14 protein-coding genes are annotated in these 14,929 nt (G+C 69.0%); 9 read left to right on the top strand and 5 right to left on the bottom strand.

What is annotated here, in order from left to right:
* Positions 1-235 precede the first annotated feature (235 nt).
* Together V6D00_10510 and V6D00_10515 are read left to right on the top strand one after the other, a co-directional pair.
* The gene (locus V6D00_10510; protein HEY9899601.1) at positions 236-1,813 is read left to right on the top strand and encodes a methyl-accepting chemotaxis protein; all 1,578 of its coding nucleotides are present in this window, start codon (positions 236-238) and stop codon (positions 1,811-1,813) included.
* Positions 1,813-3,810, top strand: a complete 1,998-nt coding sequence (locus V6D00_10515; protein HEY9899602.1) for an FUSC family protein — start codon at positions 1,813-1,815, stop codon at positions 3,808-3,810. The genes V6D00_10510 and V6D00_10515 overlap by 1 nt, the downstream gene beginning before the upstream one ends.
* Positions 3,811-3,831: 21 nt before the next feature.
* Here V6D00_10515 and V6D00_10520 read toward each other — a convergent pair whose 3' ends face one another.
* Entirely contained in the window at positions 3,832-4,494 is a 663-nt protein-coding gene (locus tag V6D00_10520) for an isoprenylcysteine carboxylmethyltransferase family protein (GenBank protein HEY9899603.1), read from the bottom strand.
* Positions 4,495-4,586: 92 nt separating this feature from the next.
* Here V6D00_10520 and glsA point away from each other — a divergent pair, with 92 nt between their 5' ends.
* A complete protein-coding gene (gene glsA / locus V6D00_10525; GenBank protein ID HEY9899604.1) occupies positions 4,587-5,549 on the top strand; it encodes a glutaminase A in 963 nt (320 codons plus the stop codon).
* A 4-nt stretch (positions 5,550-5,553) separates the two neighbouring features.
* Here the strand turns inward: glsA and V6D00_10530 are convergent, their stop codons facing one another.
* The gene (locus V6D00_10530; protein ID HEY9899605.1) at positions 5,554-7,197 is read right to left on the bottom strand and encodes an ATP-binding protein; all 1,644 of its coding nucleotides are present in this window, start codon (positions 7,195-7,197) and stop codon (positions 5,554-5,556) included.
* A 238-nt stretch (positions 7,198-7,435) separates the two neighbouring features.
* On the opposite strand from V6D00_10530, the gene V6D00_10535 reads away from it, so the two are divergent.
* From V6D00_10535 to V6D00_10560, 6 genes are all read left to right on the top strand, one after another.
* On the top strand, positions 7,436-7,936 hold the full coding sequence (locus V6D00_10535) for an acyl-CoA thioesterase (GenBank protein HEY9899606.1): 501 nt from the start codon (positions 7,436-7,438) through the stop codon (positions 7,934-7,936).
* Between the two features lie 237 nt (positions 7,937-8,173).
* Complete coding sequence (locus tag V6D00_10540) at positions 8,174-10,021, top strand: hypothetical protein (GenBank protein HEY9899607.1); 1,848 nt, start codon at positions 8,174-8,176, stop codon at positions 10,019-10,021.
* Between the two features lie 34 nt (positions 10,022-10,055).
* Positions 10,056-10,283, top strand: a complete 228-nt coding sequence (locus V6D00_10545; GenBank protein ID HEY9899608.1) for a hypothetical protein — start codon at positions 10,056-10,058, stop codon at positions 10,281-10,283.
* 4 nt (positions 10,284-10,287) lie between these two features.
* Entirely contained in the window at positions 10,288-10,716 is a 429-nt protein-coding gene (arfB, locus tag V6D00_10550) for an alternative ribosome rescue aminoacyl-tRNA hydrolase ArfB (GenBank protein ID HEY9899609.1), read from the top strand.
* Positions 10,717-10,720: 4 nt separating this feature from the next.
* Positions 10,721-11,419 (top strand): SOS response-associated peptidase, encoded by a 699-nt coding sequence (locus tag V6D00_10555; protein ID HEY9899610.1) that lies wholly within the window; start codon positions 10,721-10,723, stop codon positions 11,417-11,419.
* 13 nt (positions 11,420-11,432) lie between these two features.
* Positions 11,433-11,981: a hypothetical protein gene (locus V6D00_10560; GenBank protein ID HEY9899611.1), complete on the top strand. Its 549-nt coding sequence runs from the start codon at positions 11,433-11,435 to the stop codon at positions 11,979-11,981.
* 5 nt (positions 11,982-11,986) lie between these two features.
* On the opposite strand, the gene V6D00_10565 is transcribed toward V6D00_10560, so the two are convergent.
* From V6D00_10565 to V6D00_10575, 3 genes are read right to left on the bottom strand one after another with little or no spacing between them, the layout of a single operon-like run.
* Positions 11,987-12,535 (bottom strand): dihydrofolate reductase family protein, encoded by a 549-nt coding sequence (locus tag V6D00_10565; GenBank protein ID HEY9899612.1) that lies wholly within the window; start codon positions 12,533-12,535, stop codon positions 11,987-11,989.
* A gap of 54 nt (positions 12,536-12,589) precedes the next feature.
* Positions 12,590-13,651 carry a type III polyketide synthase gene (locus V6D00_10570; GenBank protein ID HEY9899613.1) on the bottom strand — a complete coding sequence of 354 codons (1,062 nt, stop codon included), beginning with the start codon at positions 13,649-13,651 and terminating at the stop codon, positions 12,590-12,592.
* Between the two features lie 38 nt (positions 13,652-13,689).
* Entirely contained in the window at positions 13,690-14,892 is a 1,203-nt protein-coding gene (locus tag V6D00_10575) for an FAD-dependent monooxygenase (protein ID HEY9899614.1), read from the bottom strand.
* Positions 14,893-14,929: the final 37 nt, after the last annotated feature.

The following is a 14,929-nucleotide window of genomic DNA, read 5'->3' on the forward strand; positions in this document are numbered from 1 at the left end:
GAGTCGCTGATGGCAGCGGGTGCCGACTGGACGGCTCCCTCCTTTCTGGAGCTGCCGCAAGAGGTGCGAGCGGCACTCTTCTCGCCGCGAAACATCGGCTGATCACCCGAGCCTCCCGAAGACCGGCCAATATGAGCCACCGCATAGTTCAATGCGCCACGATTATTTATCTTGGTTAAATAAATGACGCGTGGCATCCCCGCCTTGAACGGCGCCAACGAAAGGCTGGTCTCCGATGACGATCAAACAAAAACTGCTGTTCCACGTGACCTCGGTCGCCGCCCTCATCGTGGGGTTCCAGGTGCTCTTCGGCTTCAGGATGAGCACCGCGACGGCCCTCTTCTGCCTCCTGCTGCTGGCGATCGATTTCGCGGGCGACTTCTGGACCCTGCTGTCCATCCGGCGCGACGTCCATGACGTCGTCGACACGATGGATGCCGTGAGCCACGGGCGCCTTCCCACGGGGATCCCCATCACCGGCGCGGGCGAGGTCGCCGACATGCAGCGCGCCCTGCGTCGCATGGTCGATAGCCTACGCGGGATCGTCAGCCACGTCCGCGCCTCGGCCCAGTCCGTCAAGGACGGGGTGAACCGGATCACCGCCAGCTCCGAGCAGACGAGCGAATCGGCCCACCGCCAGGCGCTGGCGGTGACGGCGACCACCAGGACCATGCGCGAGATGGCCGATTCGGTCCAGAAGGTGGCGAGCGACACCCACGCGCTGAACGGCAACGTCGACGAGACCTCCCGCTCGATCATGGACATGGCGGCCTCGATCCACCAGGTCGCCGACCACGCGGACGGCCTGATGGCCGCGGTGAACCAGACCTCGGCCAGCGTCGAGGAGATGGCGGCGAGCATCCATCACGTCGCCGCCAATGCCGCCGAGGCGAACCGCATGGCTGAGCGAGCGACCCTGGCCGCCCAGGAGGGGCAGGAGGCCGTCGGGCAGACCGTGACCGGCATGACCCAGATCGAGGGGGCCATGGAAGAGGTCCTCGGCCTGATCGATCGCCTCGGCGATCGATCGACCCAGATCGGCGACATCATCGAGGTGATCGACGACATCGCCGATCAGACCAACCTCCTGGCGCTCAACGCGGCGATCGAAGCGGCGCGAGCGGGAGATCACGGCCGAGGCTTCGCCGTGGTCGCCGACGAGGTCCGCAAGCTGGCTGAACGCTCGTCCAGCGCCGCCGGCGAGATCGGCCAGCTGATCAAGGGAATCCAGCAGGAGACCCTGCAGGCGATCCAGGCGACGCAGCGCGGGAACCAGGCGACGCAGGCCGGCTCGAAGCTGGCTCACCGGGCCGGGGACGCCCTCGCCACCATCGTTCAATCGGTAGAGCACGCCTCCTCGTCGATGGCGCAGATCGCCGGCGCGACCCAGGAGCAGCAGAAGGCCACCGACCTCATCATCGCGGCGGTCCAGCACATGAGCGCGCTCACCCAGCAGGTGATGGACGGCGCGCACCTGGAGGAGCAGGAGAGCCGGAAGATCACGCAAGCCATCGACTCGATGGTCCGCCTGACCCGGCACATCGCCCAGAGCACCGCCGCTCAGGAGCAGGATGGCCGCCGCGTCACCGGCGAGGTCGCGAACATCGACGACGCGGCCCAGGAAGCCGTCAACGCCAACCGACTCATCAACGCCTCGGCCGTCCAGCTGGATCGGCAAGCCCAGACCCTTCTGGAGGCGATCAGCGTCTTCAAGGACGCGGCCCTTGCTGACGGCGAGCGCCGCGCCGACCTCGGCACGTCCTCTGTGGTAGAATCGGTTCTAGATAGGACAAAACAAGCCGCGACGACCTGATGCGAACCCCGATCTTCCCCCATCCCGTTTCCCGCCGGGCGAGACGCTTCCTTCGCCGGATCGACCTGGATCGCCCGGGTGCGATCTACGGCCTGAGAATCGCCGTCACCGCCTGGGTCGCCTTCAGCCTGGCGTCCCTGTTCCATGTCCAGAACGCCTACTGGGCCGCCATGGCGGCTTGGATCGTCATGCAGCCGACGCGCGGCATCCTGGTCGAGCGAGGCCTCTATCGCATCGCCGGCACGCTCATCGGCGCCGCCGTCGGCTTCGAGATGCTTCACTTGCTGCATCAGGGGTATGCCCTGGTTTTCGCCCTCGGCGCATGGATGGCCGGATGCGCGGCGATGACCTACGTCTTTCGCCGCGTCCAGTCGTACGGCGCCCTCATCGCCGGGATCACCGCCCTGGTGGTCGTCGCGCCGGCCATCCAGGGGGGTGCCGAGACCCTCGAGATCGCCGTCTCGCGCACGATCTGCACCTTCATCGGGGTCGCGGTCGCCATCGTCGGCGGGATGCTCTTCGTCCCGGTTTCGCCTCGCCCCGCCTTCCTGGCTCGCATGCGGGGCGTCGCCAGCGGGGCGGTCGCCTTCGCCGCGCACGCGCTGGGTCCCCACGGAGCGGCGAGCACGCGGGAGATGGCGCGCACCCTGATCCAGGAGATGGCCGAGCTCGAGCAGGCTCAGCTCGTCAACACCGCGGGCACCCGCCACGGCCAGCAGCGCGTTCACCACTTCAACGCCTTCATCGGGACCTCGCTGGAGGTCATGGCCGCGGCGCTGGCCGCCCGAAGCTTCCCGCTGCCCCCCTCAGCGGATCGCGCGCCTCTGCTCGCCGCCCTGAAGGCGATGGCCGCGCACCCGAGGCGCCCACAGCCCGAAGCCCCTTCGCTCGCGATCAGCGATGCCGCGATCACGCTCGCCAGGGGATTCGACGACCGGCTGGCGACCTCCCTGGCGGAGCTGCTCTCCACCGAGGCCGACGTCCTGTCCGGCGAGGCCGACACCCCCGTCGAGCGCTTCCGCCACGCCCCGATGAAACCCGACAAGGACTGGCAGTCCGCGAGCGTCGCCGCCGTGGCGTGCGCACTCTCGGTCTGGACGGTCGGATCGCTGGCGGTCTGTTCCGGATGGGCCTATGCCTCGCTGGCCACCCTGGGGGTCGGCAACTTCGTGATGATCCTCTCCACCATGGACCGGCCGCAGCTGGTGGCCCCGAAGATCTTCCAGGGGGTGGTCGCCGGGGTCCTCGTCGCGACGCTCTTTCGCCTCTTCCTCTTGCCCCATGCGACGTCCACCCTCGACGTCATCGCCATGGTCATCCCCTTCATGCTGCTGGGCGGCCTGGCGAAGGCGAGTCGCGCCATCGCGGCCCAGGCCACGGAATCGAACATGCTGTTCATGCTGGCGGGGCAACCCTTCGTGGGGGCGGACACGTCGAGCGGGCCGGTCCTCGAAGGGGCGCTGGCCCTCGTCATGGCCATCGCCGCGGTCAGCTTGGGCTTCATGATCCTGCCGCGCGATCCCGGAAGGCGCGTTCGTGCGCTCGTTGACCTGATCGTCCGCGATCTCGAGCGCCTGGCCGATCTGGCCACCGAGCCCGGCGATCGCTGGCGCCCCCTGATGGCCCACCGACTCGTCCGGCTGACGGTGCACCTCGGCCGGCTCGACAACTTGCGCAGCATCGCCGCCGAGGACGTGCTCTCGGCCCTCAACCTCGCCCACGCGGTGCTCGATCTGCGCGAGGCCCTCTCGCGGCCGGACCTCGACGAGGCCGAACGCGCGAGCATCGAAAGCGTGGTGCATGCGCTGCGGAGCCTCTCGAGCGAGCCTACAGCCCTGGCCGACGTCATGAACGCCTCGCTGCTGCGCCTGAGCCCCGCCGCTTCCGACCCGGCGCAGAAAAGAGCGACCCGCAGCGCCGTCCTTGGCGCCATGACCCGCGCCTCGAGCGCGCTCGAGCAAGGCGCCGTCCTGCTGCTGAGGCCCGCGGTCGCCTGAGGCCTTCGGGAGTCCGCGCCGCTACCACACCCCGGGCAAGAGCCGGAACGGCACCGCCCTCGCGTAGTCCGCGTAGCCGGGAAGCTCCCGCTTCAGGAGTGCATCCTCCCGGACCGTCCGCCTCAGCATGGCCACGAGCATGACGAGGCAGGGGGCCATGGCCCACCAGGATCCGAGGAACAGAGGGCTGCCGAGGATGCTCAGGATCCCCGCCGCGTACCCCGGATGCCGCATGTAGTGGTACGGCCCCTGGGTGACGACGACCTGGCCGCGATCGCGCTGGATGCGGATGACCGACGAGAAGAAGCGGTTCACCCCCATCGCCCAGGCGCCCACGGCGAGCCCCGCCGCGTAGGCGATCGCCCCCAGGGCCTGCAGCGCGACCGGCACCGTGTCCGACCAGTGGAAGCGCCCCACGTCGAGGCACGCGATCGCCAGGTGCATGACGTAGGCGAGCCCCATCACCCACACCCCGCTCCAGTCGTGGCCGCCGGGGCCGGGGTGCAAGCGCTCGCGGGCGAGGTCCGGGTCGATCACCAGGCCGAGCACGAGCGCCTCGATCCCGGTCAGCACCATGTAGCCCCAGAGGTTCGGCAGCTCCCAGCGGCCCGCGCATCCGAACATGAGCGCCGCCAGGACGACGGTCCCCAGGAGGCTGATAAGCACGACCTTCGTTCTGTCCATGCCTCGATTCAAGCGCCGGGCCGGGGGGAGGCGCCACGGCCGGAACGGAGAAAAAAACGGTAAAATGGGAGGGTCCGCTTCAAGGAGGGTCCATGCAGTCCACGCGTCCCAGCCCCGCCGAGCGCTTCGACATCGAGGCCACCCTGCGAACCCTCTACGACGCCCTCAAGGACCTGGACGCGGGCCAGGTCGCCTCCTACATCCCCGAGCTCGCCAAGGCCTGCCCCGACTGGTTCGGCATCAGCCTCTGCAGCCCCGACGGCCGGATCTTCGAGATCGGCGACGCCCGGCAGACCTTCACGATCCAGTCGATCTCGAAGCCCCTGGTCTACGGCCAGGCCCTCGACTCGCTCGGACGCGCGTTCGTCGCCTCGCGGGTCGGGGTGGAGCCCACCGGCGATGCCTTCCACTCGATCATCACCCTGGAAGAGACGTCCAAGCGCCCGCACAACCCCATGGTCAACGCCGGCGCCATCGCCATGACGAGCCTGATCCAGGGGGCGACGGCCACCGAGCGCCTCACGCGCCTGCTCGGCACCTTCGAGCGCTACGTCGGGCACCCGGTCGCGCCGGACATGGCCACCTACACCTCCGAGCGCAGCACGGGGCACCGCAACCGCGCGATCGCCCACCTCATGCTCAACTTCGAGATGATCGAGGGCAACGTCGAGGAGCAGCTCGACCTCTACTTCCAGCAGTGCGCGGTGCTGGTGGATTGCCGCGATCTCTCGGTCATCGCCGCGACGCTCGCGAACCGCGGCGTCAACCCGCTCACCGGCGAGCGCGCCGTGCGCGAGGAGCACGTGCGGGACCTCTTGAGCGTGATGTTCACCTGCGGCATGTACGACTACGCGGGCGAGTGGGCCCACGAGGTCGGCTTCCCCGCCAAGAGCGGGGTGGGGGGCGGGATCCTCGCGGTCGTGCCCAATCGCTGGGGGATCGGCGTCTTCTCGCCGCGACTCGACGCGCGCGGCAACAGCGTGAGGGGGATCGAGCTCTGCAAGGCGCTGTCCAGAGAATGGCGGCTCCACCTCTTCGAGCCGCTCACGCCCTGAGGCCTCAGCCCTCGATCGCCGGGACCGTGAACCAGAAGGTGCTGCCCCGGCCGGGCTCGCTCGTCACCCCGATGGTGCCGCCGTGGGCCTCGATCAGGGCCTTGCTGATGCTCAGGCCGAGGCCCGTGCCGCCCTTGGCGCGACCGCTCTCGAGCTGACCGAAGCGCGTGAAGAGAGTCGGAAGGTCCTCGCGCGCGATGCCCTCTCCCGAATCGACGACCTCGCACCGGATCGCGCCGCCCTCGCGCCTCGCGCTCAGGTGGATGGTGCTGCCTCCCGGCGTGAAGTTGATGGCGTTCTGGATCAGGTTCGACAGGACCTGGCCGATGCGCTGGCGATCCAGGCGCGCCGGCAGCGGGTCGCTCACCCCGTCGAGCTCCAGCCGGATCGCCTTCTCCTCGACGAGCGGGCGGAAGCTCTCGGCGATACTCCTGACCTTGTAGGCGAGATCCGCCTCCTCCAGGCGCAGCGAGAAGGTTCCCGCGTCCAGCCGGGCGAAGTCGAGCAGGTCGCTCACCAGGTGCTCGAGGCGGTGAACCCCCCGCTCGATCTGGTGGACGAACTCCTGCTGGGCGGGAGTCAGCTCGCCGCCGATGCCGTCGGCCAGGAACTCGGCGTAGCCCTTGATCGAGGTCAGGGGCGTGCGCAGGTCGTGGGTCACGGCGTTAACGAAGTTGGTCTTGAGGCGATCGAGTTCCTTGGCGGCATGCGCCTCGGCGCGGGCCTCCTCGGCTTGCTTGCGCTCGCTGATGTCGATCAAGGTGGCGGCGACGCCGAGGGGGCCGCCCACCTTCTCCTGAACGGGCCTCGCGAAGACCTCGCCCCACTGGTACGAGCCGTCCTCCTGGCGAAAGCGCGCCTCGAAGTGGGTCGTATTCGACTTCTGGCTCAAGAGCTGCTGCAAGCGTCGCTTCACCCGGGGACGATCCTGGGCGTGGAGGTAGCGGGTGAAGGGGGTGCCGAGGGTGTCCGCGACGGGATAGCCCGTGAACTCGGACCAGGCGGAATTGAGGAAGCTCAGGCGCCCTTGCGCGTCGGTCTGGATGATGACTTCCTTGATGTTTTGCAGGACCTGGCGATACTTCTCTTCCGAGCGCTTCAGCTCCCGGTGATAGAGCAGGTTGCTGAAGGTCTCGCCCATGCGCTGGGCGATCTCCCGGAACAGGCGCTGCTCCTGCGAGGACCAGTCGCGATCGTGCGAGCACTGGTGAAGGCCGAGCAGCCAGGGTTTTCCCAGGCGCGGCCGGATCGGCGTGAAGATCTGGGAGCGGATCTCGTAGAGGTCCACCAGCTCCGACTGCCAGGGCACGGGGTTGGACGGCCCGTGCGCGACGGGCATCTGGGTCGCGAGCGCCTCGCGCAGCATGGCGGCGGCGCTCGGATCGATGGGGACCTCGCTCTGCTCGACCACGGGCGTCTCGAAGCCGGGGCGGGTAACCTGGATCGACAACCGGAAGCTTTCGGCGTCGGGATCGCAGGGGTAGAGGAGCCACGCGCGATCGCTCCCGAATATCTCCTGGAGAAGCCTCATGAGTCGCGGGAGGAGCGCCTCGAGATCGAGGGTCTGCTCGAGGAGCTCGGAGACCCGGTTCAGACTCTCGATCCGGTGCAGCTCTTCTTGCAGGGCGGGCAGCAAGCACCCGGCCAAGTGACTCGGCTCACACCGTGAGTCGGCAAGAAATTCCAGGGAGGTCCGGGTATCGGGTCGGTTGCACATTTGTCGCCAGTCGCCTTGATAGCTTCAATTCCGCATCAGCATTGTATCAAAGACATGGCAAAATTCCGTCATTTTCCTGGCAACCGCCCTCTACGCAAGACTAACTCCGTTAGGAAATGCCCTACAATGGGGGTCGCTCTCGCGTTGACCAGGAGGATCTTTCCCCATGATGACCGTCCGCTTGCGTCTGGCAGCCATGCTCGTCCGCTGGTTCTTCAAGGAGCGCGGTGGTGCGCCGGTGCCCGTCAGCCGCCTTTCCATGCGCTGCGGCCTCCTGGACTGCGACATCAACCGCCACATGAACAACAGCCGCTACCTGGCGCTGATGGACCTCGGGCGCTACCACCTGACGCTCGCCAGCGGCCTGGGGCGTGAGCTGTGGCGCCGCCGCTGGTTCCCGGTGCTGGTGCGCGCCGAGATCGACTTCAAGCGATCCATCAAGCCTGGTGAGCGATTCGTCCTGGAGACCAGCCTCGCCGAGGTGGGCACCAAGCGTGTCGTTCTGTCCCAGCGCTTCTGGCTGGGCGAGACCTTGGCTGCCGAGGCGCTGGTGACGGGCGTCTTCGTCCACCGTGGCAAGGGGCAGCCCCTCTCCGAGCTGCTCGCGCAGTTCCAAGACCTGTGGCCCGAGATCGGCGCGGGCGCCACGGCGGCCACGACATCCGCATGAACACCCTTTGCGCCCCCCACACGGACCGAGGGCTCCCTGGACGCGGCCAATGCCTGTTCGAGAAAGTTTTGAGCCAGGAACCCGATAACCCAGATGCCGGGTTCCGGCTCGGCGTCGGCCTGGCGAACCGCCGTTCGAAGAGGCCCGCCTCTCATCCGACCTGATCTCCCGAAAGGCCCACCCGGCGTGTCTGACCGCGACTTGATCGGCTCATCCTTGCGCCCGACGCCTGCGCCCTTGCGGCCGGCCGTCCCTTCTGCCGCACCGAGCGCCCCCCCCGCCTCGCCAAGGACCGGACGCCTCGCCACGGACACCCTCGCGACCCAGGGCGCCCCCCCATCCTCTGTTCGCCTCTCGGATCTCGTCAGCAAGGTGCAGGCCGCCCAGGCCCAGCCGCAGCAACCCTCCAGCGCGATCGATGACCTCTTCGAGAAGGTGGGGAACGGCTTCGAGGGCGGCGTGGACCGGTTCGAGGCGGCCGTGGAGCGCAACGCCCACGCCATGGCCGACGGCGTCGCGGGCGTCCCCGTGCTCGCAGAGATCGCGCAGGCCCAGGCCTGGCTCGGCACCGAGGCCGCCCAGATCCTCGGCGGGGTCGCGAAGGGCGCCGGCGGCTTCGTCGGCGGCATCGCGCTGATGGTGGCGCACCCCGTCGACACGGTGAAGGGCCTCTACGCGCTGGCCGAGCACATCCCCTTGCTTCCCCTGAATCCCTTCCGGGCGGCCCATGCGGCGTACGACATCGCCTTCGAGGGGGCGGACGTCGCAAGGACCCTGGACGCGCACCTGAACCCCGTCGAGGTCTTCAAGAGCGATGCCGCGTTCGGCAAGGCCCTGGTCAAGGGCCTGGTCGAGCCCTACGCCCAGGCCATCGACCAGGGCAAGTACGCCGAGGCCCTGGGGCGCGGCGTGTTCGAGATCGGCAGCCTGGTGCTGGGCTCGGGGACGGGCGCTTCGGCGAAGGGGGCTGCGGTGAGCAAGGCCGCGGGCGTCCTCGACGACACCGGCCGGGTGCTCGGAAAGGTCGCCGGCAAGCAGCGTGTCGCGAAGCTGCTCGGCTCCGAGTACGCCCTGGCGGGCGAATCCGCCTTCAAGCGCTTCGCTGCCGGTCTCAACGAGCAGAAGGCCCTCGAGGCGGGCCGGGCGATGAACGCCGAGCGCGCGGCCCGCCTCGCGAAGCTCAACGGGGCGGCCTTCTTCGACGAGATCAAGGCCATGCCGGTCGAGAAGCTCAAAGAGCTCGCGAAGCTCGAGCCCGCGGTGATCGACAGGTTCGACGTCCTGCTCGAGAGCCGGCAGCGCGTCGGGCTGCGCGACATCAACGCGGCGCTTGCCAAGCACGGCGTCAAGGCCAGCGGCCCGACCAAGCAGTGGGAGAGCGCCCTGGGCAAGGCCCAGAAGGAGTCGCTGCGCCAGGCCGCCTCCGGCGCAAAGACCTTCACCTCCCTCGGCGACCTCCACGACCTGAACCGGGCCCGGGTCAACGTCACGCGCTTCCAGCCCGAGAAGCTTCGCGCCATGGCCGACGACGTCATGAACGAGCTCAAGACCCGGTATCCCGATCGGCAGTTCCGCTTCGTTCTCAAGGACGAGGGCCTCGCCGACGAGGTGCTGCGAAATCCCGACCAGCTCTACAAGGGGCGGATCAACCTTCGAATCCACGACGTCACGGGCGGCGTCCAGGGCGGCGCCTTCGAGCTCCAGCTCGGCCCCCAGCAGGTCACCGACTTCTGGGAAAAGCCCTTCCGGATCGGCCAGGGCCCGAACGACTTCAACCTCCACGACGCCGTCTACAAGGGCGTCGATGCCATCAAGCAGCCCGAGGATCTCGCCCGGGTGGGCCGCGCCTTCAACCCGGCCAAGCCCCTCGCGGCGGACGAGGCGCTGGCCGCCGGCAAGGCGGCGGTGGCCGGGACCATGGACGCGTACAAGCTCCAGCTCGCGGACGCCCTCGCGCAGGCAGAAGCGGGGGTTCCGCTGAACTATGCCGGCACCCGGGCCCTTCGCGATCGCATCGCCACGATCTATCATGCGCTGGAGGACAGCCCGACCCGCCCGCCGGGCCTCGCGGGCGTGGCCCCCTAGCGCGAGGCGAAGGAATCAAGGAATCAAGGAACCCATGCAGTTCATCCTGATGCGCGACCCGGCCAAGGGTCAGATCGTCCACCGCGAGATCGTGGACGCCACCGACGAGGAGCGCGACCCGGGCGACCCCTTCTGGGAGGTCCTCACGGCGCGCAAGAAGGAGCTCAAGGGCCGCTTCCCCGGCGCCGAGCTCATCGTGGGCTTCGGCGAGAGCGTCGAGGCCTTCCTGCGGGACTATCCCGAGTACCAGGAGAGGGAGTAGCCCCATGGCAGACGTGCAAGTGGCCCCCGGCGTCACCATCCCCGACGCGGCGATCGCCTTCTCGGCCAGCCGCGCCTCGGGGCCGGGCGGCCAGAACGTGAACAAGGTCGCGAGCAAGGTCGAGCTGAGGGTGGAGACCGAGCTCATCCAGGGCCTGACCATGGGGGCGCGATCGCGCCTGCAGGCCCTCGCGGGCAAGCGCTGGCTCGAGGGCGGCATCCTGCTCATCACCTCGTCCGAGACCCGCAACCAAATCGACAACCGCGTCCTGGCCGAGGGCAAGCTCGTCGAGCTCATCAAGGAAGCGATGATCATCCCCAAGGCGCGCCGCGCGACCAAGCCCACCCGGGGATCCCAGGAGCGCCGGGTGACGAGCAAGAAGGAGCGATCGCAGGTCAAGCAGAACCGCGGCCGCTACCGCGGAGACGAGTAGCGCCGTGTGCGGCCGCTTCAGCCAGAGCGCCACGGCCGAAGCCGTGGCCGAGGCCTTCGGCCTCGCCGAGATCCCGGTGCTTTCGCCGCGCTACAACCTCGCGCCGAGCCAGCCCATCCCCGTCATCCGGCGCGATCCGGGAGATAAAGAGCGCCACCTGACCATGGCCCGCTGGGGCCTCGTGCCGAGCTGGACCCGGGATCCCGAGGCCGCCCCCCGGCCCATCAACGCCCGCGCCGAGACCGCCCCCGAGAAGCCGACCTTCCGCGACGCCTTCCGGTACCGCCGCTGCTTGATCCCGGCCGACGGGTTCTACGAGTGGGCCACCAGGGATTCCAGGAAGCAACCGATGCGCTTCACCATGCAGGATGAGCACCTCTTCGCGTTCGCCGGGCTGTGGGAGCGCTGGCAGGGCCCGGACGGCGCCGTCCTCGAGACGGCCACCGTCCTGACCACCGAGGCCAATCCGCTCGTGCGGCCCGTCCACGATCGCATGCCCGTCATCCTCGCCCCCGGCGCCTACGAGGCCTGGCTCGACCCCACCCGGCACGACCCGGCCGCCCTGCTGTCGCTGCTCGGCCCCTACCCGGCCTCCGAGATGAAGGTCTATCCCGTGAGCCCCAGGGTCAACGCCACCTCGAGCGAGGGGCCCGACCTGATCGCCCCCCAGGAGCCCGGTGGCGGGCAGCTTTCGCTCTTTTGAGAGGAATCGAACGATGAAACGACTTGCGCTCGGCCTCGTGCTCCTGACGGCGATCGCGGGCTGCGACGCGGCCCTGCTGAAGCAGCTCGGGCTGGGCCCGAAGCCCGGGCCCACGCAGCCGAACGACGAGGATTGCTTCGTCACCGTGGACAAGCCGGCCGCCGTGTTCCACGTGGGCGCGCCCGCGACCGCCTCGGTGCAGGCGAGCGTCTCGCTGGTGCCCTGGATCTTCCTCGAGGCCCCGGCGCTCACCATCGACAAGCCCCTGCCAGGGACCTTCAAGGCGACGGTCGACGACCAGGCGAAAACCATCACCGTCAGCGGGCTGATGAAGCGCGTGCTTCCCAGGCCGGGCGCGCAGTGCGCCATGCCCGCCATGTACATGATCCCCCAGGCCGCCACCCTCAGCGTGCCGGTGACGCTCGCGGCCACCGGCACCTACGAGATCCGGATCGCCCCCGAGAGCTTCACCACCCAGCGCCCGCCCGAGATGGCGCACCCGGCCGAGCCGCTGCGGCAGTATCCCGCGGCGATGGCGACCCGCTCGATCGTCGTCGAGTAGCGGGCTCAGTCCCGGGCGACGCGGTACGTCGACTGGACGAAGCCGAAGTCGTAGGCCTTCGTCGCCACGTGCTCGAGCGCGACGTCCCCGGTCAGGGGCCCGAAGAGCGGCCTTCCCTCGCCGAGCAGCACGGGAATCCGCGTGAGGGTGAGCGCGTCGATGAGGCCCGCCGCGAGGAAGCCCTGGATCGTGATGCCCCCGTCGACGTACACGTGCCTGGCGCCCTCGGACGCAAGGCGATCGACCAGCTCGCGCGGGGCCTCGGATGAAGCCGAGACGGTTCCCGCGAGCTCGGGGGGAATCTCCAGCCGCTTGCTGCTCAGGACCACGACGCGCTTGTCGCCGTAGGGCCAAGCGTCGAAGCCGAGCGCCGTCTCGAAGGTGCCTCTCCCCATCACGAGCGTGTCCACCGACGCGATGAAGGCGTGATAGCCGCAATCCTCGCCGCTCGGCACCAGGGTATTGGCCTCATCGAGCCAGTCGATGCTCCCGTCTTGCCGGGCGATGAAGCCGTCCAGGCTGGTGGCGATGAAAACCGATGTCTTGATGCGCATGGGGAAGTCCTCAACAAAAGGCGTCGTGGGCGGGGCCTGTGACTCTCCAGCTTATCAGCTGTCGAGGCCTTGCGGCACGCCTTGGGGGGCGTGCCAGCGCAACAGGCACGCCTCCATGGTCAGGCCCGGGCCGAAGGCCATCAGGATGGCGTGATCGCCCGCCTGTGGCTCGGAGGAGGCCAGCAGATCCTCGAGCACGAAGAGGACCGTCGGCGAGCTCATGTTTCCGTAGTCGCGCAGGACCCGGCGCGAGGAGGCCAGCTGCGCGTCGCTCAGGCCGAGGACTTGCTGGAGGTGGTCGAGGATCTTGCGGCCGCCGGGGTGAATGCCCCAGTGCCGGATCTGATCCTGGCGCAGGCCGTTGCGCGCGAGCAGACCTTCCAGCAGCCCCGCGACGTTCGTGGCGAGGACGGTGGGCACGTAGCTCGACAGGTGCATCCTGAAGCCGTTGTCGGTCATCGAGAAGGCCATGTGATCGACGGTGTCGTAGTGCGTGAGGGTCTCGGCATCGAGCAGCTCGAGGCTCCCTTCGCTCTCCAGCAGCGCAGCTGCCGCCCCGTCCGCGAACAGGGCACTGCTCACCACGCTGTCCGGCGACGGGTCGAGCTGGTAGTGGAGCGAGCAAAGCTCGACCGCGACCATGAGGGCGCGGCCCCGACGCGCAAGGACCGCGTCCTTCGCTCGCGCGAGGCCGGGAAAGGCGGCATAGCAGCCCATTCCCAGGATGCACGACCGGCGCAGATCCGCCCGCATGCCGAAGGCCTTGGCCAGGGTCAGGTCGAGCCCCGGGATCTCGTAGCCGGTGCACGAGACGACCACGAGCGAATCGATCGACTCGGGCCGCGCCCCGGCACGCTCCAGGCAACGGCGAACCGCTTCGGCCGCGAGCTTGTGGGCCTCCTGGACGTAGACGTCGTTGCGCGCCTGGGTGCCGGGGTTCCGGGCCACGAAGTCCAGATCCGGCAGGACGGTGTGGCGATGAGCGATCGCCGAGCGCCTGAAGATCGCTTCGACCTTCGCGGCCTGCGGCGCCTGGGAATAGAGCATCCGAAAGATCGCTTGCTGCGCGTGACGGTGAGCGGGAACGGCGGTGGCAAGTCCGGTGATGTGAGCCACGAGGTCCTCCAGTCGATGCGACGTGCGGGTAAGTGACGCTAGCGGCCCGGCCACCGGAGCGGGAGGGCCGCGAGCCGGAACAGATCGAGGAAGAAGCGCTGCGGCGCGAGGCTCGCCCCCTGATAGGCCGCCATCCTGTCCGCGAGGCTCGCCTGGGTCGAAAGGGCCCGGACGGCGAGGTTCATCGCCCGCTCGGACTGGGTGAGCCGAGCCACCGTGCGCGCGAACACGTAGGCCCACCTGAACTCCCGCTCCATCGCCAGGCGATAGGGCGCAAGCCGTTGACGCGTGGGGAGGCGATCGCGCAGCGCCGCCCCCAGCACGTCGCTCGCGAGCTCGGCGCTGCGCAGGGCCCGGTACATGCCCTGGCCCGTGAGCGGATCGAAGTAGCGAAGGGCGTCACCGAGTACCACCAGGCCATCCGCAGGGAGCGCCTCGCCCTGGTAAGGGTCGAGGCAGAGGCCGTGCAGCGGGCCGACCGGAAAGGCCTCGCGCAGCCGGCGCTGCAGGGCGGGCTCCTCGCGCAGCAGGCGCAGGAAGCCCTCGACCGGCGCGGCGCCGAGGCGAGGCGCGTCCGAGCCCGTCGAGACGAGCGCGATCGCAGCCCGCGTGGCGCCTTGCGGGTTCAAGACGAGCTGCAGCCCCGCGCGCGGAACGATCAGCTCGAGCAGGCGATCGAGACGCTCGACCCCCTCGAAGGAGGCGACGAAGACGCGACGCTTCCGCGCGAGCGGGTGGCGAAAGAGGGCCGGGTGCAGCTTCGAAAAGCGCCCCTCGGCGAGCAGGACGACGCGAGAGAAGACCGGCCCCTCGCTCGTCCGGACCCCGACGCAGCGATCGCCCTGCCACAGCAGCTCCTGCGCCGCCGTCCCGTCTCGGAATTCCAGGGTGGGCTCGCGCCGCGCCAGTTGCACGAGCCCATCGTCAAAGGATAGACGCGAAAGGGAGAGCCCGTAGGTGGGAATGCCCGCACCGCCGGGATAGCGCCCTTCGCAAGATCGCCCCTCGGGCGAGACGAGGCGGATGCCTTCGAGGCGCAACGCCGAGGGGAAAAGGTGAGGCCAGGCACCGATTCTCTCGAGAATCGGCAGCGCAGCGGGGCTCAGGGCGCCCCCGCAGATCTTGTCACGGGGAAAGCGCGCCTTGTCGAGCAGCAGGACCCGGTGGCCCCGGCGAGCCAGCAACGTGGCGCTCACCGCCCCGGCAGGCCCTGCGCCCACCACGATCGCATCGCGTTCCATGGCCAACCGTCCCCGTGCACTTGATCCGGGATTGTGA

The organism is Pantanalinema sp., assembly GCA_036704125.1.
Classification (GTDB): Bacteria; Cyanobacteriota; Sericytochromatia; order S15B-MN24; family UBA4093; genus JAGIBK01.